This window comes from Frateuria terrea (assembly GCF_900115705.1).
Classification (GTDB): Bacteria; Pseudomonadota; Gammaproteobacteria; order Xanthomonadales; family Rhodanobacteraceae; genus Frateuria_A; species Frateuria_A terrea.
Genome location: NZ_FOXL01000006.1, coordinates 84,689 through 107,262, shown reverse-complemented (window position 1 = coordinate 107,262; position 22,574 = coordinate 84,689). Strand labels below are relative to the sequence as shown.

Sequence of the window (22,574 nt, the reverse complement as noted above, 5' to 3'; positions counted from 1 at the left end):
TCTTCCCGGATGGGAGGGCTTCAGATGACGCAGCCTCGTCTACGCCGTCGCCTTGTTCCCTCTTCCTTCGAAAGACCAATCAAGACGCGCAACCTCAACCCTGCGACCCGGCACATACCCGCATGCACGCCCAAGGGCACTGCATGGCCGCCCTGCGCGGCCCTCATCCGCCATGGCCGGGCCCGACACCCATGCTCAAGATCCAGGTCAGCCACTCCTACTTCCTGCAGTACGACCGCAAGCAGTGGGAGCGTGGCAAGCCCTATCCACCGCTGGCGACGATCCAGGTGGCCGCCTTCCTGCGCCAGCACGGGCACCGGGTCACGCTATTCGACGCAATGCTCGCCGAGGGCGTGGAGGCCTATGCCGAAGCCCTGCACGCCACCGCACCGACCCTGGTGGTGCTGTACGAGGACAACTTCAACTTCCTCACCAAGATGTGCCTGAGCCGCATGCGCGAAGCGGCCTGCCAGATGATCGGCGAGGCGCACGCCAGCGGCGCGCGGGTGATCGTCGCCGGCTCCGACGCCTCCGACCAGCCGGACGCCTTCCTTGCCGCGGGCGCCGACGTGGTGCTGCTCGGCGAAGGCGTGGCGGCGCTGGCGGCGCTGGTGGAGCGGCTCGATCGCGGCCATGCCGCCGACAACCTCGACTGGACGGCGGGTCTTGCCGGGGTGGCCGTACGTGTGGATGGCCAAACGCAGCTGCAGCGCATCGGCATCCAGCCGCCGGACGCGCGGCTGGTCGGCCACCCAGCCTGGGATCTGGTCGACATCGAACGCTACCGCGCGTTCTGGAAGCAACGGCACGGCTACTTCAGCCTCAACATGGCCGCCTCGCGCGGCTGCCCGTTCCGCTGCAACTGGTGCGCCAAGCCGATCTGGGGCAACCACTACCGCCAGCGCGAGGCGGCCGACGTGGCCGCGGAGATGAGCCATCTCAAGCACGCTTTCGCGCCGGACCACATCTGGATGGCCGACGACATCTTCGGCTTCTACGTGGCATGGGTGAAAACCTTCGCCGGCCATCTGCGCGAGGGCGCCGGCCCGGTGCCCTTCACCATCCAGGCCCGCGCCGACCTGTGCAGCGAGGCGATGGCGCAGGCGCTGGCCGAGGCCGGGTGCGTCGAGGTGTGGATCGGCGCCGAGAGCGGCAGCCAGCGCGTGCTCGACGCGATGACCAAGGGCACCCGCGTGGCCGACCTCACCGGTGCGCGCGAGCGGCTCGGCCGCCACGGCATCCGCGTCGGCTTCTTCGTGCAGCTGGGCTACCTCGGCGAGGAGCTGGAGGATCTGCTGGCCACGCGCGAACTGATCGCGCGGGCGGCGCCGGACGACATCGGCGTCAGCGTGTCCTACCCGCTGCCAGGCACCCGGTTCTACGAGAAGGTGAAGGCCCAGCTCGGCCGCAAGACCCACTGGGAAGACAGCGACGACTTGGCGATGATGTTCCGCGGCGCCTACGATTCGGACTTCTACCGCCACGTGCGCGACCTGCTGCACGCCCAAGTCGAACTGCAGCAGTCGGCGCAGCTATCGGCCGAACACCATCAGCTGGCACGTGCGGCGCTGGATGCGCGCTGGAACGCGCTGATCGCCAGCGAACAGGCGCATCGCACCGAACCTACGCGCCTGCCGATCACGGCGACGCTCAGCCATGCCTGACCCCCTGCCACCGTTGCGCACCGTGCGCGCCGGCCTGCGCCGGGCCACCGAAGCGCTCGCCGCCGAGCTGGCGCGCCCCGGCGGCGTGACGCCCGACTGGAGCCCGCTGGAATGGCGTCTGGCCATGGCCGCCGCCGCCGCGCACGGCGTCTCGCCGCTGCTCGACCGCAGCCCCGGCTGGCAGCACGCGGACTGGCGGCACTTCCTGGCCAGCCAGCGCGAGCACGTCGAGCAGCGGCACCAGCGCATCGTGGATCTGCTGTGTCGCCTGGACGCCACCGCACGCGACGCCGGCGTGGCGCTGGTGCCGCTCAAGGGCGCGGCGCTGCATGCGCTCGGCCTTTACGCGCCCGGCGAGCGCCCGATGGCCGACATCGACTTGCTGGTGCATCCGGGCGATGCCCGTCGTGCGGCAAGCCTGCTGCACGAGCTTGGCTACGAGGCCTCCTTCGCGCAGTGGAAACACCAGGTGTTCAAGCCGGCCTGCGCAGCGCCGGTGCATGCACTGGGCGAGCACCGCGACACGCCGGTCAACATCGAGCTGCACACGCACATCCACGAGCGCCTGCCGCTGGCCACCGTCGAGCTCAGCGCGATGGTGTATCCGCACGACGCGCAACCGGGCCTCAACGCCTATCCCTCGCACGCGGCGCTGATGGGCCACCTGCTGCTGCACGCGGCCGGCAATGTGTGCGGTCGCAGCCTGCGCCTGCTGCACCTCAACGACATCTCGCTGCTGGCCACGCGGCTGACCCGGCGCGACTGGAACGTGCTGTGCGATGTCCTCGCCGGTGGATCGTCGTGGTGGGCGCTGCCGCCGCTGTGCCTGGTGGCTCGCTACTACCGCCACGCGGTACCCGATGCCGTGCTCGCCCGGCTGGAGCAGGAATGTCCGCCGCTGCTGCGGACGCTTTCGCGTCGCTGGACGCTGAGCGCGGTCTCCTGTTCGGATCTCTGGCTGCACGGGCTGGCCGGCATCGAATGGTGCCGCTCGCCCGGGGAGGCCATGCACTACCTGCACAACCGCCTGCGCCCCACCGACGAGGCGCGCCGCGAACGTGCCGACATGGTGCGCACTCAACTGTGGCTGCAGGGGCAGAGCTGGGTGACCTCGCCGCAACGCCGGCGCGTCCTGGCCTGGCTCACGCGGCCGGTGCCGAGGATGGACACCTTGTACGTGGTGCGCGCGGCTCTGGCGCAAGCCTCGACGCCTTAGGGTAAAGAGCCCGCTCCCTCCGGGGCGAGGGTTTGGGTGAGTGGCCGGGGCTCGCGGGAGACCGGCAAGTGGATGCGAGCCGAGCGAGCGGTCGTTCTTGGGCCTGGCTTGGGCATGGGGCGATCCTGAAAAGTTACATCAGGTGTCCACCAAACCGTGGGAACTACCCCGGAGCCTTCTACGGAATTGTTAGGCGCCACCTGCGAGAAGCCGGACGGGTTCAATCCAGGAACTCCCACGTATCTGCGCCATCAAACCGCCGGGCAGGGACTGCGGCTACCAGCGCCGGCTCAAAGTTGCGGAGGTTCACGCCGTGGCGAGCGCCGGGCTCGGGTCTTATGGGCTCCCAATGCGTGGCAATGCCGCAGGTCTTGCAGCGGAAATTGCTCAGGCTGCGATCACCCCACACGTAGCTCTCCGTGTTCTCCGGATGGCCTTGGATAGAGACGCTACCGAGTTCGTAGTAAGCCCAGATGCCTCCCGTGCGCCGGCACAAGGAGCAGTTGCAACTCGTGGCGGTTTCGGGCGCCGCCGGCAGACTGAGGCGGATGGCTCCGCAGTGGCAAGAACCGCTCAACGAAAGAGGCTTTTCTTCATTCACCGACGCGTCTCGCTTCCTGTGCGGCCTAACACCTGAGTTAAGCCGCGCCGCGAAGCGGCGTCGGCTTGGACGAATCGTTAGGCCGCGACCGCCGAATCTGCGCTGGCCTTCATGACTTCGTTTGCTTGCCGCACAATCTTTGCCGCTTGCGCAACACTCGCCGCATCGGCTTCGGAGCCGTCCAGCATGCGGTCAAGCTCTTCCAACAGGCGCGTTTCTAGCGCCTCGAGCGTGTAATGGAAAACCACCCCGCCGTGCGTGTCCAAGTAATCTGAGTAGTGGGGAAGTGCCGCCTTTATCAGCTGCTTTATCTTCTCCTCATCCATGAGTCCTTTTGCTTCCATGCCGCTTTTCATGGCTTGCCAACGGATCATTGTATGAGCGGCCACGGCTCGCATGGCTGCATATATTGCCCAAGCCATTGCAGAGACGAACGGACGAGCCTTGGTTGCACTGATGTGGTCAAGTTCCTTGGGATCAAATCCCGACGAAATCATTTCTAGCACCTGAGCCGCGCGCTCTTGCTTTCTGACGGCCTCAGTCATCGCTTCTACATTGAAGGCGGCGAGGTACCCCGCCAAAATCTTCGTCTTGCTTAGTGAAGCAGCCGAGGTCCAGAGCTGCTCAATGGCTTCAAGGCGCCGTTGTAGAAGCAAGGCCTGCCTCTGCGGGACGTTTGAGAGAGCGCCGGTACGTAGGGCGTCGATTTCCGATTGGCGCGCGGTGAGCGCCGAACGAAACTCGTCTTCGCTCTTTCGCAGGTCTGAGCGGAGCTTGCCGATTTTCTCGTCGAATTCATGTTGAACGCTTCGCGTTAGCCGAGTGGCAATCAGATTGCGGCTCAGCCAAGCGACAACAAGTAAGAGCGTGCTAGTTGAGATTGCCGGGAACCAATCCATCACGAGCCTCGAAATCACGTTAGCGGCCTAACGCTGGAGTTAAGCGGCGCGCGCCAGCGCGTCCGCCTTGAACGAGATGTTAGGCATCTCCGTAGCCGCGCACAGACTCAGGATCTGGCAGCGCAGTTGGATGAGCACCTACAAACTCTAAGCCCACGATTGTGTCATCGATTGCCCAGACTAGAACGTCTACGTCTTGACCATGTGACGTGGCGCGCGCATCGGCCAGCCTACGGCCGTTGGCAGAGTCACCGTTGGGACCAAACCAAACTGTAGCGCAGCCACATCTACAAGTGGCTGTGACGCGGAGGTCTTTGATGGATGCAATAGTCGCTGGAACTATGCGCTCTGTCGCGCCCACCGCGAGCGCGCGCTCCAGAATCTGTGCCTCCTGCACTGAGATTGAGCGATTCATGCTTTGCTGCCTAACTCAAAGTAGGTTCGATTATGGGGTCTAATCCGGCAGCCTATCCAGGTGGCTCCGCGCTTGCCTGGGTCTTTGCGCTGCCTTAAACAACAGCTTACCTCCGCGCGCGCAGTCTAATCCTGCAGCCTAATCGGGCGGTCTTTTCGCGGCCGGATTATTTGCCCGGTGACGCGAGGTGTGTACGCGGTGCCGGTATGGCCGGGTCCATTGCCTGCAGTCTAGCGCCGAAGCCTGACGGGCAACGCCGGTGCGTCGCGTACCGAGAGGTACAGGGCTTCGAACGCCCGGGCGGTGTGGTCGGCATCTTCGCGCATGGCGCGGCGCTGGGCGGACCAGGCCAGTTGCAGGCGCAGGTCTTCGTCGGTGAGGACGTGTTCGATGGCGTCGGCCAGTGCGGTCCAGTCCCCTGGCGGGACGGTGAGTGCCGCGTTGGGCGCCCATTCGGCGAGGTGGCCGACGGCAGTGCCGACGGTGGGGACGCCCGCGACGGCGGCTTCCAGCAGCACCAGCGGGCCGGCTTCGTGGCGGGAGGACATCACCAGCAGCTGCGCGGCGTACATGAGCGGGCGCAGTTCGTGCTGGGTGCGGAAGCCGAGGAAATGGACGCGTCCGTCGAGGCCGAGCGTGGTGGCGAGGCGCTGGATCTCGCCGCCGAGGGTATCGACCCCGACGATCTCCATGCGGTAGTCGATGCCTCGTTCCTGCAACGCGGCGAGGGCGCGCAGCAGGGTGGGCTGGTCCTTGACCCGGTTGAGGCTGGCGACATGGATCAGGCGTGCCGGGCCCGGTCCGCGCCGACGCGGTGGTTGTGGCGGCCAGGACGCCAGGTCGACGCCGAGCGGTACGCGCTGGGCGTCGATGCCAAGGTGGTGCAGGGTGTCGATGATCGGCGCGCTGGCGGCGGTCACCTGGTCGGCGCAGCGAAGTACCAGCGCTTCGCACAGGCGGCCGCGCCAGTTCTGGCGGCCGCCGTAGTGGATGTCCCGCAGCGCGACGAGTTCGCCCCCGGCGATGTGCACCAGGGTCGGGCAGTGCAGCCACAGGCCCGCGGCGACGGCCACCTGGCCGCAGGGCCCGGAGAAGATGGCGTGGATGCGGTCGAACGGAGCGCGGCGGTTTTCCAGTGCGATGGCGCGGATCGCGCGCAGGCGCGTCCCGCCGTCGCCGACGTTGTGGATGGTGGCGCCGGCGAGGGGCCAGCAGGCGGGTCGGGCTTCCTGGCGCAGCGCGAAGACATGTACCTCGTGCGACTGCGCCAGCCGTGCGATGAGGTGCAGCAAGGCAGGAATGACGCGGCGTTCGCCGCCGCGGTCGACGCCGCCGGGTACGACGAGGGCGAGTTTCACGCCAGGCTCCCGGGCCGGCTGGCGAGCGCCTGCGCGTAGGCATCGCCGCGGCCCTGCAGCAGTTGCAGGTAGGCCTCGCGCCAGCGGCCGCCGACCGCGGTGAACGACAGCGTGGCGTCGAAGTGCGCGCGCACCTGTTCGGCCGGCATCTGCTCGAGCGTGGCGGCGACCAGCGCATCGGCCAGCGCGCGGGCGTCGCCGCAGGGCCATAGGCGGCCGATCCGCGCATCGCCGGCGAGGGCGCGGAAGGCCGGGATGTCGGTGAGCACCGGCACGGTGCCGCAGGCGATCGCTTCTATGGCGGAATAGCCGCTACCTTCGCGGCGGCTGGCCGAGACGAACAGGTCGGCCGCCTGCATCAGCGTCTCGATACGCGCGTGCGGGACCTGGCCCAGCAGGTGCACGCGACCGGCAAGCCACGGGTCGCGCTCGATGCGCGCGCGCAGCCTGGCCATCATCGGTGCGCGGCCGTAGGCGCACCACAGCTGCAGGCCGGGCAGGCGCTGCGCGGCCAGCGCGATGCCGTCGAGCGCAGTGAGTGGGTCCTTGCCGTCCTGCAGATGGCCCACCCACAGCACCGCGGGGTGCCCATGCAGGCCGGTCTCGATGCGCGCCCGCGCGCGGTCGCCCCGCTGGAAGCGGCTGCTGGATTCGGGGATCGCGAACAGCCGCGTCGATGGCTGCAGCACGCCGGCGGCGGCGAACGGCCAGGCCAGCTCCGGCGCGGTGAACGCGACGCCCTTGAGTTCGCGGTAGCGATGACGCCATTGCCAACGCCGCCACCAGCGCCGTGGCGCGCGGTCGGCGTGGTCCTGGAACAGCACCGGCAGCCGCGGCAGGCGTTGCGACAGGGCGAACGACTCCTCGGGAAAGCCCAGGCCGTGCACGTGCGCCAGGTCCACCCCGAGCGTGCCGAGCAGGTCGCCGACGTGCCGGCCGCGTTCGCGGCGGCGCATGCCGCGCACGTCGACGAAGAGGTAGTCGACCCCGTTGCGGGTCAGTCCCTCGGCGTGTGCAGCGGCCTGCACCACCGTGATGCGCGTGCCGGCGCTGGCCGCCGCCTCGGCGATGTCGGCCAGCGAGGGCCAGCGCTCCAGCACCTGGGCACCGCTGAGTCCGGCCGGCGCCGGCAGGAAGCTGACCTGCGCCACGTGCGGGGACATCGGCTACAGCCCCTGCACCTGTGGCAGGCGCAGTTGCACGAAGCGGTTGGCCAGGCGCAGTTCCCACGGCCGGTCGTAGTGGCCGATGCGGTAGCGCCAGGCGGCCATCGCGCTCAGCGTCCGCTTGGCCCAGTGCGGCGCGCGCATGTCCTGCACGGTGGGATAGCGGCAGCGCAGCACGGTGACGAAGTCGTCGATGCGCCGGCGCAGGCGCTCGTCCAGCCAGGGCGCGTCGGCGTGGCAGGCGTAGTTCACCCATTGCGGCTGCGCCCATTCGTCGGGCGAGGAAGGGAACACCACCGGCGCGCCGTGCAGATCGATGAGCGGCGTCGCGCGGTGGCGGCCACGGTCCTTCTCGTGCATCGCGTTTTCCGGCAGTGGCGTGTAGATGTAGATGACGATCTCGCAGGCCGGGTTGACGCGCTTGAGTTGGCGGATGAACTCGAAGGTCTGCTCGGTTTCCTCCTCGGTGTGCGTCGGCGGCGCGACCATGAAGGAAAACTCCGGGATCACGCCGTGGCGTCGGCATACCTCCGCCACCTGCAGCGTCTGGTCGGGGCGCGTGCCCTTGCGGATCTCCCTGAGCATCTGCCCGTCCGGCGATTCGGCGCCGATGTAGGCCATGCGCAGGCGACTCTTACGTACCAGCTTCCAGTTCGCCTCGGACAGGTTGACCAGTGCGTCGGCGCGCGCAAAGCACCACCAGGGCAGCTCCAGTCGCGCCAGCACTTCCAGCAGCGGCACCATCTCCGCCTCGCGGTCGAAGAAGTTGTGGTCGAAGAACTGCACCGAGTCGGCGCCGAGCTCGTGCTTGAGGTAGCCGAGCTCGCGCTCCAGCCGCGCCGCGGCCGGCAGCGCGGTGGCGCCGCCGAACATCGCCGCCACGCCGCAGAAGGTGCAGTGGTAGCGGCAACCGAGCGCGGCCTGGTGGGCGACGGTGCGCTGGCCGAGGAAGGTGCGCGCGAGGTACTTGCGCGGATCGCCCAGCTTTTCGTACGGCAGCAGCGGCGGCGGGTTGCCGCGCGAGAAGCGCCGCGCCGGGTTGTGCACGATGCGATCGCCGTCCTTCCATGAGAGCCCGGCGATGGCAGCCAGCGGCGGCCCTTGTCCGGTCAGTGCGCAGACCAGTTCGACCAGGGTTTCCTCGCCCTGCCCGCGTACGGCGTAGTCGACGTAGGGCGCGTTCAGGGCGGCGTCGGTGAACAGCGTGGGGAAGTAGCTGCCCCAGATGATCGGCAGCCCGGGCGAGTGCTCGCGGATGGCCCTGGAGAGCTTGATCGCCTCAGGCACGTGCGGGCCGCCCATCACGGTCATGCCGACCGCGTCGAAGCTCTCGTGGTCCAGCGCACGCAGCACTTCGGGCACGGTGTCGCGCTCGATGTTGCCGTCAAGAATGCGGCTCTGGCCATGCTGGTCCAGCGCGGCGGCCAGGTTCAGCAACGGCAGCGGGAAGCGCGCGCTGTGGCGCGAGGCGATGGTCGGGTTGATCAGCAACGTACGCGGCGGGCGGGTCATGGCACGGTCACCGTGGGAGGTCAGGGCGCCGGCGCAACCGGAACACCAGCGCCACCGGCACCTCGAGCGCGACAGGATCGAAGTGCGCGCCGTCGGGAATGCCGGTGGGATCGAGCATCGGCTCGCGCACTGCCTCGATGGCCAGGTCGAGCGCCGCACAGGCGGCGTGCCAGTGGCTGTACAGGTGCTGCGTGTGGCGCACGGCGTAGCGCTGGCCGTCGGCCTTGAAGTCGCGCAGCCAGCCGAGCGCCGGGCCGATCGGGTGGATGTCGCTGATCAGCAGTGCGCCGCCGGGGCGGGTCACGCGGCGCAGTTCCTTCAGTGCGGGCCCGAGCGCCTCCAGGTGGCCGATGACCAGGCCGCAGACGGTGAGGTCGGCGAACGCGTCGGGGAAGGGCAGCGCGGTGAGCTGCGCCTGCGCCAGCTGCAGCGGTGCGCCGGCACGGGACGCGGCGGCGGCGCGGTGCAGCATCGCCGGGGAGAGGTCGATGCCGGCCACGCGCGCTGCGCCGCGGCGCAGCGCGTGATGCATGTAGCGGCCGCTGCCGCAGCCGGCGTCGAGCACCATCGTGCCGGCCAGGCTGGCGGGCATCAGATCGAGCATCGCGCGCTCCTCGGCCTGCATCACCGGGTTGTGCGCCTGGGCGGGATATGCCGGTGCCCACAGGGCGTAGGCGGCCAGTGGATCGAGCACGGGCGGCAGTGACATCAGGCGGCTCCGGCGGCAGCGAGGAGCGCATCGGCGGTGGCGTCCGAGGCGAGACCGGGTTCGAGCGAAAGCAGCGCTGCGTCGGCCAGGCGCCGGTCGAGCAATTTGGGACGGCCATCCAGCGTGACCGGCACGGTGTCGAGACCCGAGGCGGCGAACCAGTGGGCGAAGTCCGGATCGGCGATCTGCGGCCGGCCGTCGCGCACCACGGCGCGGATGTCGCTGCGGCTGATCCCCAGCAGGCTGCGCACCGGGTCGTCGCCACGGTCCTCGACGATGAGCAGGTCCGCGTGCGCGCCGGGCGACAGGCGGCCGCGCCCGGGCAGGCCGAGGATGCGCGCGGCGTCACGCGTGACCAGGCCGAGCAGTTGCGTCGGCGTGAGCCCATTGCGGTCGAGGGCCAGGCGCAGTTCCTCCATCAGGTCGCGCTCGCCGCTCAGGCGCGAGTCGCTGCCCAGCAGCAGCCGGCCCGCTTCGCACAGTCGGCGTGGATCGAGCGTGCGGCCGAGCAAGGCGCGGTTGCTGCCGGGGCACCACACGACCGCCGCACCGGCGCCGATGACGCGCTCGATGTCGCGTGGCGTCAGGCCCACGCCATGCACCAGCACGCTGTTGGCGGCCAGGCAGCCGAGCCGGTCCAGTTCGGCCAGCTCTGCGCGGGCGGTGGCATCGGTGCCTTCGGCCAGGTGGATGATCCACGGCCGGTGGGGCGCCGTGCCGAGGAAGCTCGCGCGCACCGGGGGACCGTAGCCGGGACCGGCCAGCGCGTAGCTCCAGCCGAAGTCGCGCAGCAGGGCGACCGGAAAGTCCGGCGCGTCGAGCGCGGCGTGCCAAGGGTCGTGGTGCGCCACGCAGGTGCTGCCGGCGAGCAGGTTCTTCAGCGCGCCGTGACGCAGGCGCAGGGCCTTGGGCAGGGCCAGCGCGGCGATGACTTCCGGCGCGGCGAAATGCGCGCGGAAGGCCTCGATCCAGGCGTAGCTGCTGGGAAACGCTGCGCCTGCGCGCAGCGGCGGTACGGCGTTGACGTGCAGGTGGTCGTGGGCGTTGATCAGGCCCGGGAACACCAGGTGGTCGTGCAGGTCGATGCGCAGCGCGGGCGACCAGGCAGCCGGCGCCATGCGGTCGTCATGGACCGCCAGCGTGCCACGCGCGATGCCGCTGCCGGTCCACCAGCCGGCGCCGAGCAGCAGCGTGTCGCGGCGCGCGTCCATCGCTCAGCGCCGTTGCATCACGATCAGGAAGTGATCGCCCATGTCGCGCAGCAGCGGCCAGTGGCCGAGGCGGTCGTCGAGACGGCCGAGCCGTTCGCACCAGCGCGGGTGGCGGCGGTAGAACGCGACCAGGTAGGGCGGCGGCAGGAACAGCCCCAGCGCGCGGTGCGAGGACAGGGTGAATTGCGCGGCGAAGGCGCGATGGAACTCGCGCGGCAGGTAGTAGCGTGTCCAGATCGTGTGGCGGTTCATGCCTACCGCCATCGGTTCGCGCGCCCAGCGCACCGCGGCACGGCGGAAGCGGCCTCGCAGGATGTAGTGGGCCAGCTCCCAGGGACAGACGCGGCCGATCACGGAGAACAGCAGCTTGCCGCCGGGGCGCAGCAGGCGGGCGCATTCGGTGGCGACCGAGTGCAGGTCTGGCGCGCAGTTGAGGGGACCGAAGTTGGAGTAGATGCCGTCGAATTCGCCGCTCAGGCGGTCCAGTTGCTGCACGCCCAGGTGGGTGGTGGCGATGCGGCCTGCCAGGCCGCTGAGGGTGGCGCGGTTGCGCGTGCGTTCGACCATTTGCGGCGACCAGTCGGTGGCCAGCACGCCGTAGCCGCGGCGGGCGAATTCCACCGCGTCGAGGCCGGTGCCGCAGCCGAGGTCCAGCAGACGCGAGCCGACGGGGACCTCCCGCTGTACGGCGTCCCACAGATTCGCGCGCATGCGCTGGATCAGCTCGTTGTTGCCGCGCGGGCCGTCGTAGTCGCCTGCCACGCTGTCGAAGGCGCGCTGGGTGTCGAGCAGTTGCGCATCGCTCAGCGCGGGGCGCGGTACACGGGACGCGGGGCCATCGTGCAGGTCGAGCGGGTGTGGCCGGTTCATGCAGTCCTCGCGTGGCAAGCGGCGGCGCCGCGCCGGCGTTCCAGGGGTTCGATCGGTGAGTGCCGGGTGATGGCAATGCGGTTGAACAGGGCCTCTTCCACCGGGGACTCGGAAGGGCCGTGCGGCGCGCTTCGCCCGAACCCTCACCCGCCCTTTCGGGCCCCTCTCCCGCAGGAAGAGCGGTTCGGGGACGAGGTCTGAGGCAGGCGCTTGCGGGCTACGCGCAGCGCGAACGGGTGCAGGGATGGCGATGGGGTCGCGATCACCGTGGTGCCGGCGAGCGCTCGCAGGAACTCCGTTCACCCTGAGCGTAGGCCCGCAGCGCCGGAGTCGAAGGGGCCGCACCCCACACGCCCGCCGCCCGCCGCCGATACGCATTGCGCGCGACCGCCGCCACGAGCCCCAGCCCCAGGCCGAGCACCAGGCCAGCGCCCCAGATCAGCAAGCGGTTGGGATAGACCGCGTGGTCGGGTACGTACACCGGCCAGGCCATCTGGGTCTCGTAGGAGTAGCTCGCCGTAAGCCTTGCCTCCAGCTCGCCGACCACCTGCTGCAGCCCGCGCACCTCCTGGTTGCTGCTGCTCAGCACCATGCTGGCTAGCAGCAAGTCCTGCCGGTTCGGCGCAGCCGTGCTGTGCGCGGGCGCGACCGCATCGCGCAGGCGATCGCGCTCGGCGGTGGCATCGCGCAGCTGCGCCTGGGCCTGGCGCAGGCGCGCCTGCGCCAGGCCCAGCGGTTCGGCCATCAGGCCTTCGTGCAGCCGCTGGAGATGGTCGAACGTGGCCTGCACGAAGCGCCGCGCCTGCTGCGGCGAATATCCACGCAAGGTGAGCTTGAGCAGCCCGGCGTAGGGCGACGGAGAGAGATCGAAACTGCCGCGGTACAGATGCCCTTCGCGCGAGCGCGGCGAAATGCCAAGGTCGTGCAGCACGCCCTCCTGGAACTCCACCGTCTGCATGCGTTCGATCACGCGCTGGAACGGCTCCACGCGCGGGTCTTCGCCCGCGGGCGCCGGTCCCAGCTGGCCGGGCCGGATCCACGCCACCGCCTCCCAGCGCGAGTGCGCCGCCTGCGCGAAGAAGATCGCCAGGCCCAGCACCACCACCAGCACGGCGACGAACCAGCGCCACTCCCGGCGCAGGACCCGCCACAGGTCGATCAGGTAGATCTCGTCGTGTTCCATGGGCATGCACTCAGGTCGGGTGGATGGAAAGCGTGGGCGCGCGTGCAGGCAGCCACGCGGCGAACAGCTGCAGCAACAGGCACAGCGCGATGAAGTCGACGTTGGTCCAGATGAACGCCTGCGGCGCGAACGGCGCCATCAGGCAGACGTAGGCCATGCGCAGGAAGATCAGCAGGCCGAACAGCGGCACGTTCGGCCATAGCCGGCGCACGCTCCAGTGCAGCCACAGGTACAGTGCGAACACCGCGGCCGCGGCGCCCACCGGGCCCCACGCCATCAGGAAGGGAAAGAACTCGGTGCCCACGTTGACCGTCGGCGAATCGAGCGGAATGCCGGTGCCCGCGGTGGCGACCGAGCCGCTGAGCGGCACCACCTGGTGAATCAGGAAGCTGGCGTCGTGGTAATGCCTGGACTCGATCGCACCGAAGTTGTAAGGCCCGGCGCTGACGTAAAGCAGCAGCCATTTGATGCCCTGCGGCGCGGCGCGATAGAGCGCGCTGAACGGCAGCGTCAAGCCAGCCAGCGGTCCGGAGCGCAGCACGCCAAGCACGGAGAACACGCTGGCGCCAACCAGCGCGATCAGCGCGATTCGCTTCCACGGCAGCGGCGCGCGCGCATCGCGGCGCAGCACGATCACCAGCGCCAGCGCGAACAGCCCGTTGAGCAGCCGGTTGCGGTCGATCACCAGCACCGGGAACACCAGGCCCGCGGCCACCAGCGACCAGCGCAGTCCGCGGTGGCGCGCGCACAGCAGGCCGATCGGTGGCATCACCCAGCACATGTCGGAGATATGCCGGATGTGCTCGCGCCCGCCTTCCATCGTGGCGTAGGCGTGCGGATCGTCCACCAGTGCGACCGGGAACAGCGCGAGATCCAGCAGGCAGAACGCCAGCACCGCCAGGGCGAAGGCCAGCGCGACGAACCCCTCGCGCGTGCCGGCGTACTGGCGGGCGCGGAAGCGCGCCAGTGGCGGCAGCCGCTTGCCGGCCAGCACGTCCAGCAGCAGCACGGCGCCGGCGCAGCTGGCCAGCAGCACGAGGCCCTCGCCGTAGCCGTCCGGCAGGTCGTAGGTAAGCAACGTCACCGTGCAGGCGAACAGCAGCGGCAACACCAGCCAGGTCGAAGGAAGGCGCAGCAGGGTCATGCGTGCCTCGCGAAGATCGGCGGCGATGGCAGGCCGGTGCGCGCCAGCGCGGCCAGGGTGAGGTAGGCGGCCATGTGCCTTGCCAGCGCCAGGGGGCGCCGGCGCAGGAAGGCGATCTTGGCGCGGATGTAGTGCACCTGCGCCCGCAGCAGGGTGCGGTCGGTGCCCTCGAAAAGCGCCGCACGACGCATCGCGACGCGGCGCGATTCGTTCAGGTGCATCACCCGCGTGGCCACGTGCCGGGTCTTGCTGAGGTTGCCCTCGTGCACGCGGTAGGCGCACACGCGCACGTCGATGAAGCCCAGCGCGTCGCGCGCGGCCAGGCGCAGGAAGAAGTCCCAGTCGTCGATGCGCAGGCCTTCGCTCCAGCCGCCGACCCGCTCCAGCGCGCCGCGGCGCAACAGCGCCACCGGACCGCCGACCGCCCATTGCCCGATCACCGCGCGGCGGATGCCGGCGTCGCTGCGGTAGAGGCGCTTGTCGGCGCGGTGCAGGCCACACATGCCGCTGTTGTGCAGGAGCCGGTCCTGCGGATCGACCACGATCGAGTCGCCGACTACCGCCTGCTTGTGCGGGTGCGCCTGCAGGTAGCGCACCTGCGCCTGCAGGCCGCCGGGCAGGAAGTAGTCGTCGCTGGCACCCAGCCGCAGGAACTCCCCCTGCGCCAGCGCGGCGAGCTCATTGAGCGTGGCCGCCACGCCCCGGTTGGGCCGGCGCCGGATGCGCACGGGAATCTCGCCTTCGTGCTCGGCCATCCAGGCCGCGATGCGCTCGCCGGTGGCGTCGGTCGAGCCGTCGTCGATGATCACCAGTTCCTTGGCCGGCCACGGGTCGTCGAGCACGCTGTCCAGGCAACGCCGCACGAAACGCTCGTGGTTGAACGCGGGAATCAGGATCGAGACCAGCGGTGCGTTCATAGGCGCTCCAGGTAGCGCCGCGCCACCACCAGGGTGAAGCCCAGGTACAGCGTGTAGTTGGCGCTGAAGGCATACACCGCGCCGACCAGTCCGAAGCGCGCGGTGAGCAGGTGCACCAGCAGCAGGTAAGTGAATGCGAACACGCACTCGGAGGCGACGAACAGCCGCGTCATCGCCTTGGCCAGCATCACGTAGGAGGGCACGAACGAAGCGATCTTGATCACGTCGCCGATCAGCTGCGGCCCGTACAGCGCGTTGGCCAGCGCGAAGTCGCTGGTGAACAGCAAGCGCGTGATCCAGCCGCGCGCCAGCCAGATCGCGCCAGCCAGCGCCATCACCGCGGGCATCAGGAAACGCCAGCCCTGGCCCAGCTCGTGCGCCAGCGCCGCCCGCCCATGCGTGGCGGCCAGCTTGGGCAGGAAATAGATGTTGAGCGCCGCGGTGAGAAACAGCAGGTAGGCATCCGAAACCCGCGTCACCGCCTGCCAGTAGCCGACCTCGGTCCAGCCGAAGTGCCCGGCCAGGTGCTGGCGCACGGCGATGTTGACCAGCGGCGAGAGCACCGCCGAGCTGAGCGTCATGATCGAGAAGGTCGCCAGGCGTGCGGTCATCTCGCCGTCGAAGCGCGCCTTCCACATGCCGGGGCGGAAGTAGGGGCTGCGCCGGAACACCGGCAGCCCGATCGCCAGCCACAGCACCTGGCCCAGGATCAGCGCCAGCAGCGCGCCGTACAGGTGCAGCCACGCGGACAACACCAGGGCCACGGTGATGCTGGTCGCCGAGCCGAGCACCTGCACCAGCGCCAGCCGGCGTACGTCCATGAAGCCGTTGATCACGGCGAGCAGGTAATTGACCAGCGCGATGCCCAGCTGCGCCACCGCCAGCGTGCGGATCAGGCCCTGGTAGCGCGCATCGTCCAGCAGCCACAGCGCGAGCGGCCGGCTGCACAGCAAGGCCAGGCAGCCGATCAGGCACGAGGCGCACAGCGCGTACCACAACGCCGAGGCGAGCAGGCGCGAGAGCTTGGCCGGGTCCTCGCGGTACTCGGCCACGTACTTCACCAGCCCGGCGCTGATGCCGCCACCGGCCAGCACCGCCAGCAGCGACATCAGGCTCATGAACTGGCCGAGCTTGCCGATGCCTGCGGGCCCGGCGAACGAGGCCACCAGCTTGACCACCACCAGCGCCGCGAGCAGCCGCGCCGCGGTGGCGGCGGTGGAATAGACGCTGGCGCGTGCGAAGTTCATGCCGGACTCCGGAACGCGTTGACCGCGGCAATCACGCGCTCGACGTCGGCATCGGCCAGGGCCGGGCCGATCGGCAGGCTGAGCACTTCCCCGTGCAGGCGTTCGGTCAGCGGCAGCCGGGCGGTCAGTCGTCCCGCGTAGGCCGGTTGCCGGTGCGGCGGCAGCGGGTAGTGCACCTGGGTCTGGATGCCGCAGGCCGCCAGGTGGCGCTGCAGCGCCTCGCGATGGCGGCAGCGCAGCACGAACAGGTGCCAGACGTGCGCCTCCTCGCGCATGGCGAAGGGCAACCCGATGTGTGGATGGCGGATGCCATCGAGGTAGCGCATCGCCACGCGGCGGCGCAGGCGGGTGTCTTCCTCGACGTATTTCAGCTTGACCCGCAGCAGTGCGGCCTGCAGTTCGTCCAGGCGCGAGTTGGTGCCGCGCAGGCGGTGCTGGTACTTCACCTCCGATCCGTAGTTGCGCAGCGCGCGCACGCACTGCGCCAGCGCCTCGTCGCCGGTGGTCACCGCGCCCGCGTCGCCGAGCGCGCCCAGGTTCTTGGCCGGGAAGAAGCTGAAGCCTGCGGCGTCGCCGAGACTGCCGGCGCGCCGGCCGTCCCAGGCGGCGCCGTGCGCCTGCGCAGCGTCCTCGACCAGCAGCAGGCCGTGCTCGCGGGCCACCGTGTGCAAGCCCGGCATGTCCGCCAGCTGGCCGTACAGGTGCACTGCCATGATGGCGCGCGTGCGCCGGCCGATCGCCGCTTCGACGCGGGCCGGATCGAGGTTGAAGCTGGCCGGGTCCGGTTCCACCGGCACCGGCACCAGCCGGTTGGTGGTGATCGCCAGGAAGCTGGCGATGAAGGTGTTGCCGGGCACGATCACCTCATCGCCCTCGGCGATCCGGCCCAGCTCCATGTAGCCGCGCAGCAGCAGCGCCAGCGCGTCCAGCCCGTTGCCCACGCCGATGGCATGGCGCACGCCGCACCAGGCGGCGAACTCGGCTTCGAACGCGGCCAGTTCCTCGCCCAGCACGTACCAGCCCGAATCGATCACCCGCGCCGCCGCTGCCTTGAGCTCGTCGGCATGCCGGGCGTTGACCGCCTTCAGGCTGAGGAAGGGCACATCCACCCGTGGCATCTCCATCACAGCGCCCACTCGTAGAAGTCGTGCACCACGGCGCGCGCGCCGAACCGTTCCTTCTGCGTCACCAGGCCGCCATTGAGCACACGGCCTTCCTGTTCGGTGGAGATGCCGAAGCTGAAGTAGTGCCGGTCGGCGTAGACGCTGCCGATCAGTTCGCCCAGCAGCAGGCTCAGCGCGTCGCAACGCCGGCCCTCGTCCGACGCGGCCAGGTATTGCGTGTGCACCGCGTGGCCGAAGTCGTAGACCAGCGCGCCGGCCTGCAGCGTGCCCGCCACGTGCGCGGTGTGCAGCACGATCTGCTGTGGAAAGCGCGCCTGCAGCAGGCGCAGCTCCTCGAGGCTGTGCGTGGGTGTCGCCTCGTGCCGCCTGAGCACCTCGGTGAGCAGCGCGTGGAAGGCGGCCAGGTCGCCGCCGGTTTCGACGTGCACGCCGGCCTGGCGCGCGTGGCGGATATCGCGCCGGCGCTCGGCAGCGAGGCGGTAGCCCTCGCGCAGCGCGACCACCGAGGACAGGTCGCGTCGCACCAGCCGCGCGCCGAGCCGGTGCAGCGCGTACAGGTCTTCCTCGGCCGGGTAGGCGTGGAAGACCCGCGGCACGGCCTTGTACAGCACCCGGCGTATGCCGGCGGCGCGATAGTGGGCGGCCATCTGCGTGAAAACTTCCAGCGTGGTCTCGGCACGCAGGGCCGAGGTCGACAGCAGGCCCGCGTAGGTGAGGCCGCCGTGGCTGGTCACCACGCGACCGTTGCGGCTGGCGGGAAAGACCGCCACCGGCTCGCCCTCGCGCTCGACCATCAGCGAGCAATCGGTGAAGCGGTCGGCGTGGTAGTCCATGTAGCCGCGCCGGTGCAGCAGGTTGCCGGTGCGCGAGCGGGCCACCAGCGCATCCCACGCGGCCGCATCGGCCGGCACGTAAGGCCTAAGCGTGAGCATGGACGGCCCCTTGCGGTGCATGCAGGCGCGCCTCGGCGACGCCGAAACCGTCCACGCCCATGTCGTTGCCGTTGTAGAACATCAACAGCCGGTCGCGTTGGGCCAGCAGCGCGGGGTAGCAGATCGTGCGCGAGTCCCAGCCGCGCTCGGAGAGCGCCAGGCCGAGGCTCTCGTCGCGCCGCTCCCAGGCGAGGCCGTCGTCGCTCACCGCCAGGCCGGGGAAGTATTCGCCGTTGCGGTTGCCGCGGGTGAAGTACATGACGTAGCGGCCGTCCAGCCGGTATACCCGCGGCCGGCCGATGCGGTACTCGTTGCCGCGCGGCAGCAGGCAGGCGTGGTCGGCGCGCGGGATCGCATCCAGGCTGGCCGTTTCTGCGTGGCGGATGTGGTAGCGCGGGAACGGCTTGCCGCCGATGTTCTCCCAATCGTCGCCGGCGGCGTACCACAGCCGCCAGCGGCCCTGTTCGTAGTGCGCCGAGTGCACCGCGGCGATGGTGCTGCGGCCGGGCGCGCGGTCGAGGATCGGGGTCTCCTGCACGCGGCGGAAGTGCTCGCCGCCGTCGTTGGACACGGCCAGGCCGGTGAAGGCCAGGAACTTGGCGCGGGCGACCTTCTGGAAGCCGACGTAGAACAGGTACAGGCCGTCCGGGCCCGCGGTGACGTCGCCCAGGATCATGCCGTTGTCGTCAAAGCAGCCGCCACGGCCGAGGTCGAGCACCGGTTCGCGGCTGACCCCGGTGACCGCGGTCGGGTCGTCCGCGCGCACGTCGACGTAACCGATGCGGCTGACGCCTTCGGCGTCGCGAAAGCCGGCATAGACGCGGATGCGCTGGTCATCCAGCGCGACGGGCGTGGGGGTCAGCGCGGAGTGGCGCATCCAGGCGCCCGCGCTGTGCCGTGCGGTGTCGAACACCAGGCCCCTCTTGTGCCAGGCGAACATGGCGGTTCACAACCTCACGCCGAAGCTGGCGCGGTTGGGCAGGGGCTTGGCCGGCGAGCCGACGTAGACGCGCCCCGGCTCGGTGTCGCGGGTGACCAGCGCACCGGCGCCGATGACGTTGTAAGGCGCCACCTTCACGCCGTCGTTGAAGGTGGCGTTGACGCCGATGAAGCTGCCTTCGCCGATGCGGCAATAGCCGGAGATCACCGCATGGGAGGAAACGAACACGTGGTCCTCGATGACCGTGCGGTGGCCGACGTGGTTGCCGCTCCACAGCACGCAGTTGTCGCCGACCTGCACGAACGGCTGGATCACGTTGTTCTCGAAGATGAAGCAGTGCTCGCCGATCGCGGCGTTGCGCCACACGAACGCGCGCGAACTGACGTAGCTGGCCAGCCGGTAGCCGCGGCGCCTGGCGTCCAGGTAGAAGCGCCGCCGCAGCCGGTTGAGCTGGCTGGCGGGAATCGCCACGAACAGTTCCACCTCGCCGGGCGCGTAGTGTTGCTCCAGCGTTTCCCACGGCAGCACCGGGCGGTCGGCCAGCTGCGGCTGCGTCAGGTACGCGCGCTCCACGCTGAAGGCGAGCACGTCGTAGTCGCTGTCGTGCTGGAAATATTCGCAGGCGATCTGGGCGAACTCGCCGGCGCCGACGATGACTAGCGGTCGAGGCATGCGACCAGCCCCGCCGGGTAGAGCTCGGCGTGGACCTCTTTGAGGAAGAGGTCGTAGTCGGTGATGTAGTCGCCCGGGTCATAGGGCTGGTCGGCCAGCACCATCAGCACGCAGTCGTCACTGAAGTCATACAGCTCGCGCCAGACCATGCGGCCTAGCAGCAAGCCCTGCGAGGGATCGTCGAGAACCACTTCGGTCGGGCCGTTGCCGTCGTCGAGCAGGAACGTCACCGAACCGCGCACGCTGATCGCCAGCTGGTTGAGATGGCGGTGCGCGTGGCGTCCGCGGTGCACCTTCTGCCGGGTGGCGAACAGGTAGTACACGCGGCGGATCGGGAACGGCACGTTCCGCTCCGGCTCCAGGGCGATGAGCATGCCCCGCTGGTCCCCGTGCGACTGCAACTGGATGCGCTTGATGTCCATGTCCTTCGGCCGAGGGATGCGTCGTGGACGACTCACCTGGCTGAGTGCCGGGCGATGGGCCGAAGGTTGGGTGGGTTCCGACGGCGGCCGCTCGCGTCGCGCCCTGCCAGGGCGGAGGGGGGATCGGGGCGCTTGCGTCCGCCCGTCGATCTCGGGGTGCCGCCCGAATACTGCGCGGGCACCCCCAGCGGACCGGCCGGCTATGGACGCCGGGGAAGCTGCGGTGGTACTTGTCGCAGCCGGCCGGACAGGCCGGTCCCGGCGCGCGGATGACATACGATGGGCTGGATGATGCTCGAGAGCGAGACGATCTCGTCGGTTTGCCGGGCACGTTGCAGTGACGGAGCCGGGCATTCGGGTGGACCGTTCCCACGGTACGCCCGCTCGCGCGTACACAGCCCGCGCATCGTCCTGGTCCTGTTCGCCCTGGCCTGCCTGCAGGGCCCGCTGCATGCCCAGGCCGCCCCGTTCGGCGGCTCCGTGGCGCTGACGTCGCAGCTGGTCGACCGCGGCTTGCCCATCACCTCCACGACGCCGGTCCTGCAGGCCGAACTGCGCTGGGATTCGCCTGCCGGCTGGTCGCTGGGCTCGGCCGGTGCCAGCGAGCTGCACTCGCCGCGGCTGGCCGAGGGCATGCTGCACGCGGCGTATTCCTGGCCGTTGTCGGACACCTGGCAGATGCAGGCAAGCCTGCTCTACTACGCCGTACCCCGGCGTGGCCGCGCACGACCCTACCGGCGCGCCGAAGCGGACCTGGCGTGGATCTACCGCGACGTCTTCACGCTCAACCTGGCCGCACTGCGTCCCCTCGGCAGCCGCGACGGCCACACCAACCCCGCGGCCGAGGCCAACCTGCGCTGGCCGCTGACCGGCCATCTCTCGCTGCTGGCGGGCGTGGGTGTGGCGCGGTTCCAGCGCGGCTCCTACGGCTACTACGGCGAGCGGTATTCGGAGTACTACCGTTACGGCCAGGCCGCGCTGGCGTGGAGCGCGGGCCGCTGGCACGTCGAGCTCGACCGCATCGCCACCCGCGGCGCACCGCCGGCCCGGCGCGGGAGCGATGGCCTGTCGCCCTGGCTGGTCTCGGTTTCCTGGTCCTTCTGATCCTGGAGCAAAACCTTTTCCGCGCCGACGGGCACATACCGCGCAAATGGTCGCCTTGACGACAGTCCCATGAACGACGCCGACACCCACGACGACGACACCGACCGCATGTTGCTCCAGCGCATGGCCGCGGGCGATCGCGGTGCGCTGGCGGTGCTCTATCGCAGCTACCACGGGCGGCTGTGCCGCTTTCTGTCGCGGCTGACGCGGCGGCCGGACGTGATCGAGGAAGTCATCAACGACTGCTTCTGGATCGCCTGGCAGAAGGCCGGCAGTTTCCGCGGCGACTCGCGCGTGTCGACCTGGATCATGGGCATCGCCTATCGCTGCGGGCTCAAGGCGCTGCGCCAGCACGGCGCCGAGCCGATCGAGGACGATCCGGTACGCGACGAGCGCAGCTCGGCGCACGACCCGGGCGAAGACCGCGAACTGCGCGACTGGCTCGCCAAGGGCCTGGAGCGGCTGTCGGTCGACCAGCGCGTGGTGGTCGAGCTGGTCTACGGCGTGGGCCACAGCCTCGACGACGTGGCGGTCATCATGCAATGCCCGGTAGGGACGGTGAAGGCGCGTCTGTTCTATGCGCGGGTCAAGCTGCGCAATGTGTTGCCGGCGCTGGCCGGCGAATCCATCTCGCATCGAGAGAACGTGCCATGACACTACCGAACAGGTGCGCCCGTGCCTGGGAGGCCATGCCCTGGGTTTTGCAGGGCACCGCAACGCCGCAAGACAACGAATGGCTGACGCAGCACCTGGCGCAGTGCGAAGCGTGCCGCACCGAATTCGAGCAGCAGAGCCGGCTGCGGCTGGCGCTGTCGTTGCCGGCCGACGTCGGGCTCGACCCGAACGCCGGCCTGGACCGGTTGATGGCAAGGCTGGATGAGCCCGAACCGGTGGAGGCGCCGCAGCCGGCACGGGCCAGCCCGTGGCTGAGCCGGGCGCTGGCCGTCGCGGTGCTGGTACAGGCGATCGGCATCGGCATCCTCGGCGCCAGGCTGTGGTCGGAGAACCCTGCGCCGGCCTACCGCACGTTGAGCCAGGAAGCCGCCCCGGCAGTGCGGGGCGCCATCCACGTGGTACCCGACGCGACCATGAAACTGGCCGATTGGAACGCGCTGCTGCGGCGCCTGGATCTTCAGGTGGTCGACGGGCCCAACGACGTCGGCGCCTATACCCTGGTCGCGAGGAGTGGCGCGCAGGACACGCTCGAGCACCTGCGCGCCGCGCAGGGCATCCGCCTGGCCGAGCCCGCCGAAGACCATCCATGAGGG

At 69.8% G+C, this 22,574-nt stretch carries 22 protein-coding genes; 5 read left to right on the top strand and 17 right to left on the bottom strand.

Annotated features, from left to right (window positions below):
• Positions 1 to 122 precede the first annotated feature (122 nt).
• Both BMZ38_RS11815 and BMZ38_RS11810 read left to right on the top strand, forming a co-directional pair.
• Positions 123 to 1,664 carry a B12-binding domain-containing radical SAM protein gene (locus BMZ38_RS11815; protein WP_425431880.1) on the top strand — a complete coding sequence of 514 codons (1,542 nt, stop codon included), beginning with the start codon at positions 123 to 125 and terminating at the stop codon, positions 1,662 to 1,664.
• Positions 1,657 to 2,880 (top strand): nucleotidyltransferase family protein, encoded by a 1,224-nt coding sequence (locus tag BMZ38_RS11810; protein ID WP_091337694.1) that lies wholly within the window; start codon positions 1,657 to 1,659, stop codon positions 2,878 to 2,880. Before BMZ38_RS11815 ends, BMZ38_RS11810 begins: the two co-directional genes overlap by 8 nt.
• 220 nt (positions 2,881 to 3,100) lie before the next feature.
• On the opposite strand, the gene BMZ38_RS18225 is transcribed toward BMZ38_RS11810, so the two are convergent.
• From BMZ38_RS18225 to BMZ38_RS11725, 17 genes are all read right to left on the bottom strand, one after another.
• The gene (locus tag BMZ38_RS18225; RefSeq protein ID WP_091337691.1) at positions 3,101 to 3,481 is read right to left on the bottom strand and encodes a GFA family protein; all 381 of its coding nucleotides are present in this window, start codon (positions 3,479 to 3,481) and stop codon (positions 3,101 to 3,103) included.
• 77 nt (positions 3,482 to 3,558) lie between these two features.
• Positions 3,559 to 4,380: a hypothetical protein gene (locus tag BMZ38_RS11800; RefSeq protein ID WP_091337688.1), complete on the bottom strand. Its 822-nt coding sequence runs from the start codon at positions 4,378 to 4,380 to the stop codon at positions 3,559 to 3,561.
• A 645-nt stretch (positions 4,381 to 5,025) separates the two neighbouring features.
• The gene (locus tag BMZ38_RS11795) at positions 5,026 to 6,153 is read right to left on the bottom strand and encodes a glycosyltransferase family 4 protein (protein ID WP_091337685.1); all 1,128 of its coding nucleotides are present in this window, start codon (positions 6,151 to 6,153) and stop codon (positions 5,026 to 5,028) included.
• On the bottom strand, positions 6,150 to 7,316 hold the full coding sequence (locus tag BMZ38_RS11790; RefSeq protein WP_091337682.1) for a glycosyltransferase family 4 protein: 1,167 nt from the start codon (positions 7,314 to 7,316) through the stop codon (positions 6,150 to 6,152). The genes BMZ38_RS11795 and BMZ38_RS11790 overlap by 4 nt, the downstream gene beginning before the upstream one ends.
• 3 nt (positions 7,317 to 7,319) lie before the next feature.
• Positions 7,320 to 8,831 carry a B12-binding domain-containing radical SAM protein gene (locus tag BMZ38_RS11785; RefSeq protein WP_091337680.1) on the bottom strand — a complete coding sequence of 504 codons (1,512 nt, stop codon included), beginning with the start codon at positions 8,829 to 8,831 and terminating at the stop codon, positions 7,320 to 7,322.
• A 7-nt stretch (positions 8,832 to 8,838) separates the two neighbouring features.
• Positions 8,839 to 9,540 carry a class I SAM-dependent methyltransferase gene (locus tag BMZ38_RS11780; protein ID WP_091337678.1) on the bottom strand — a complete coding sequence of 234 codons (702 nt, stop codon included), beginning with the start codon at positions 9,538 to 9,540 and terminating at the stop codon, positions 8,839 to 8,841.
• On the bottom strand, positions 9,540 to 10,751 hold the full coding sequence (locus BMZ38_RS11775; protein WP_091337677.1) for an amidohydrolase family protein: 1,212 nt from the start codon (positions 10,749 to 10,751) through the stop codon (positions 9,540 to 9,542). Before BMZ38_RS11775 ends, BMZ38_RS11780 begins: the two co-directional genes overlap by 1 nt.
• Before the next feature lie 3 nt (positions 10,752 to 10,754).
• Positions 10,755 to 11,558: a class I SAM-dependent methyltransferase gene (locus BMZ38_RS11770; RefSeq protein WP_245747285.1), complete on the bottom strand. Its 804-nt coding sequence runs from the start codon at positions 11,556 to 11,558 to the stop codon at positions 10,755 to 10,757.
• 325 nt (positions 11,559 to 11,883) lie between these two features.
• A complete protein-coding gene (locus BMZ38_RS11765) occupies positions 11,884 to 12,810 on the bottom strand; it encodes a Wzz/FepE/Etk N-terminal domain-containing protein (protein WP_245747264.1) in 927 nt (308 codons plus the stop codon).
• A gap of 4 nt (positions 12,811 to 12,814) precedes the next feature.
• A complete protein-coding gene (locus BMZ38_RS11760) occupies positions 12,815 to 13,948 on the bottom strand; it encodes a hypothetical protein (RefSeq protein WP_091337671.1) in 1,134 nt (377 codons plus the stop codon).
• A complete protein-coding gene (locus BMZ38_RS11755) occupies positions 13,945 to 14,865 on the bottom strand; it encodes a glycosyltransferase (RefSeq protein ID WP_091337668.1) in 921 nt (306 codons plus the stop codon). Before BMZ38_RS11755 ends, BMZ38_RS11760 begins: the two co-directional genes overlap by 4 nt.
• Positions 14,862 to 16,112 (bottom strand): O-antigen translocase, encoded by a 1,251-nt coding sequence (locus BMZ38_RS11750; RefSeq protein ID WP_091337666.1) that lies wholly within the window; start codon positions 16,110 to 16,112, stop codon positions 14,862 to 14,864. The genes BMZ38_RS11755 and BMZ38_RS11750 overlap by 4 nt, the downstream gene beginning before the upstream one ends.
• A complete protein-coding gene (locus BMZ38_RS11745; protein WP_281243901.1) occupies positions 16,109 to 17,230 on the bottom strand; it encodes a DegT/DnrJ/EryC1/StrS family aminotransferase in 1,122 nt (373 codons plus the stop codon). Before BMZ38_RS11745 ends, BMZ38_RS11750 begins: the two co-directional genes overlap by 4 nt.
• A gap of 5 nt (positions 17,231 to 17,235) precedes the next feature.
• On the bottom strand, positions 17,236 to 18,168 hold the full coding sequence (locus BMZ38_RS11740) for a GNAT family N-acetyltransferase (protein ID WP_091338356.1): 933 nt from the start codon (positions 18,166 to 18,168) through the stop codon (positions 17,236 to 17,238).
• The gene (locus tag BMZ38_RS11735) at positions 18,155 to 19,108 is read right to left on the bottom strand and encodes a glycoside hydrolase family protein (protein WP_091337662.1); all 954 of its coding nucleotides are present in this window, start codon (positions 19,106 to 19,108) and stop codon (positions 18,155 to 18,157) included. The genes BMZ38_RS11740 and BMZ38_RS11735 overlap by 14 nt, the downstream gene beginning before the upstream one ends.
• 6 nt (positions 19,109 to 19,114) lie before the next feature.
• Positions 19,115 to 19,780, bottom strand: coding sequence for an acetyltransferase (locus tag BMZ38_RS11730; RefSeq protein ID WP_091337661.1), 666 nt, complete (start codon positions 19,778 to 19,780; stop codon positions 19,115 to 19,117).
• Entirely contained in the window at positions 19,765 to 20,202 is a 438-nt protein-coding gene (locus tag BMZ38_RS11725) for a sugar 3,4-ketoisomerase (protein WP_091337658.1), read from the bottom strand. The genes BMZ38_RS11730 and BMZ38_RS11725 overlap by 16 nt, the downstream gene beginning before the upstream one ends.
• A 279-nt stretch (positions 20,203 to 20,481) precedes the next feature.
• Here BMZ38_RS11725 and BMZ38_RS11720 point away from each other — a divergent pair, with 279 nt between their 5' ends.
• The 3 genes from BMZ38_RS11720 (at position 20,482) to BMZ38_RS11710 (ending at position 22,571) form a co-directional block, all read left to right on the top strand.
• The gene (locus BMZ38_RS11720; protein WP_091337656.1) at positions 20,482 to 21,306 is read left to right on the top strand and encodes a TorF family putative porin; all 825 of its coding nucleotides are present in this window, start codon (positions 20,482 to 20,484) and stop codon (positions 21,304 to 21,306) included.
• 69 nt (positions 21,307 to 21,375) lie between these two features.
• A complete protein-coding gene (locus tag BMZ38_RS11715) occupies positions 21,376 to 21,960 on the top strand; it encodes an RNA polymerase sigma factor (protein ID WP_091337652.1) in 585 nt (194 codons plus the stop codon).
• On the top strand, positions 21,957 to 22,571 hold the full coding sequence (locus BMZ38_RS11710) for an anti-sigma factor family protein (RefSeq protein ID WP_091337650.1): 615 nt from the start codon (positions 21,957 to 21,959) through the stop codon (positions 22,569 to 22,571). The genes BMZ38_RS11715 and BMZ38_RS11710 overlap by 4 nt, the downstream gene beginning before the upstream one ends.
• Positions 22,572 to 22,574 lie beyond the last annotated feature (3 nt).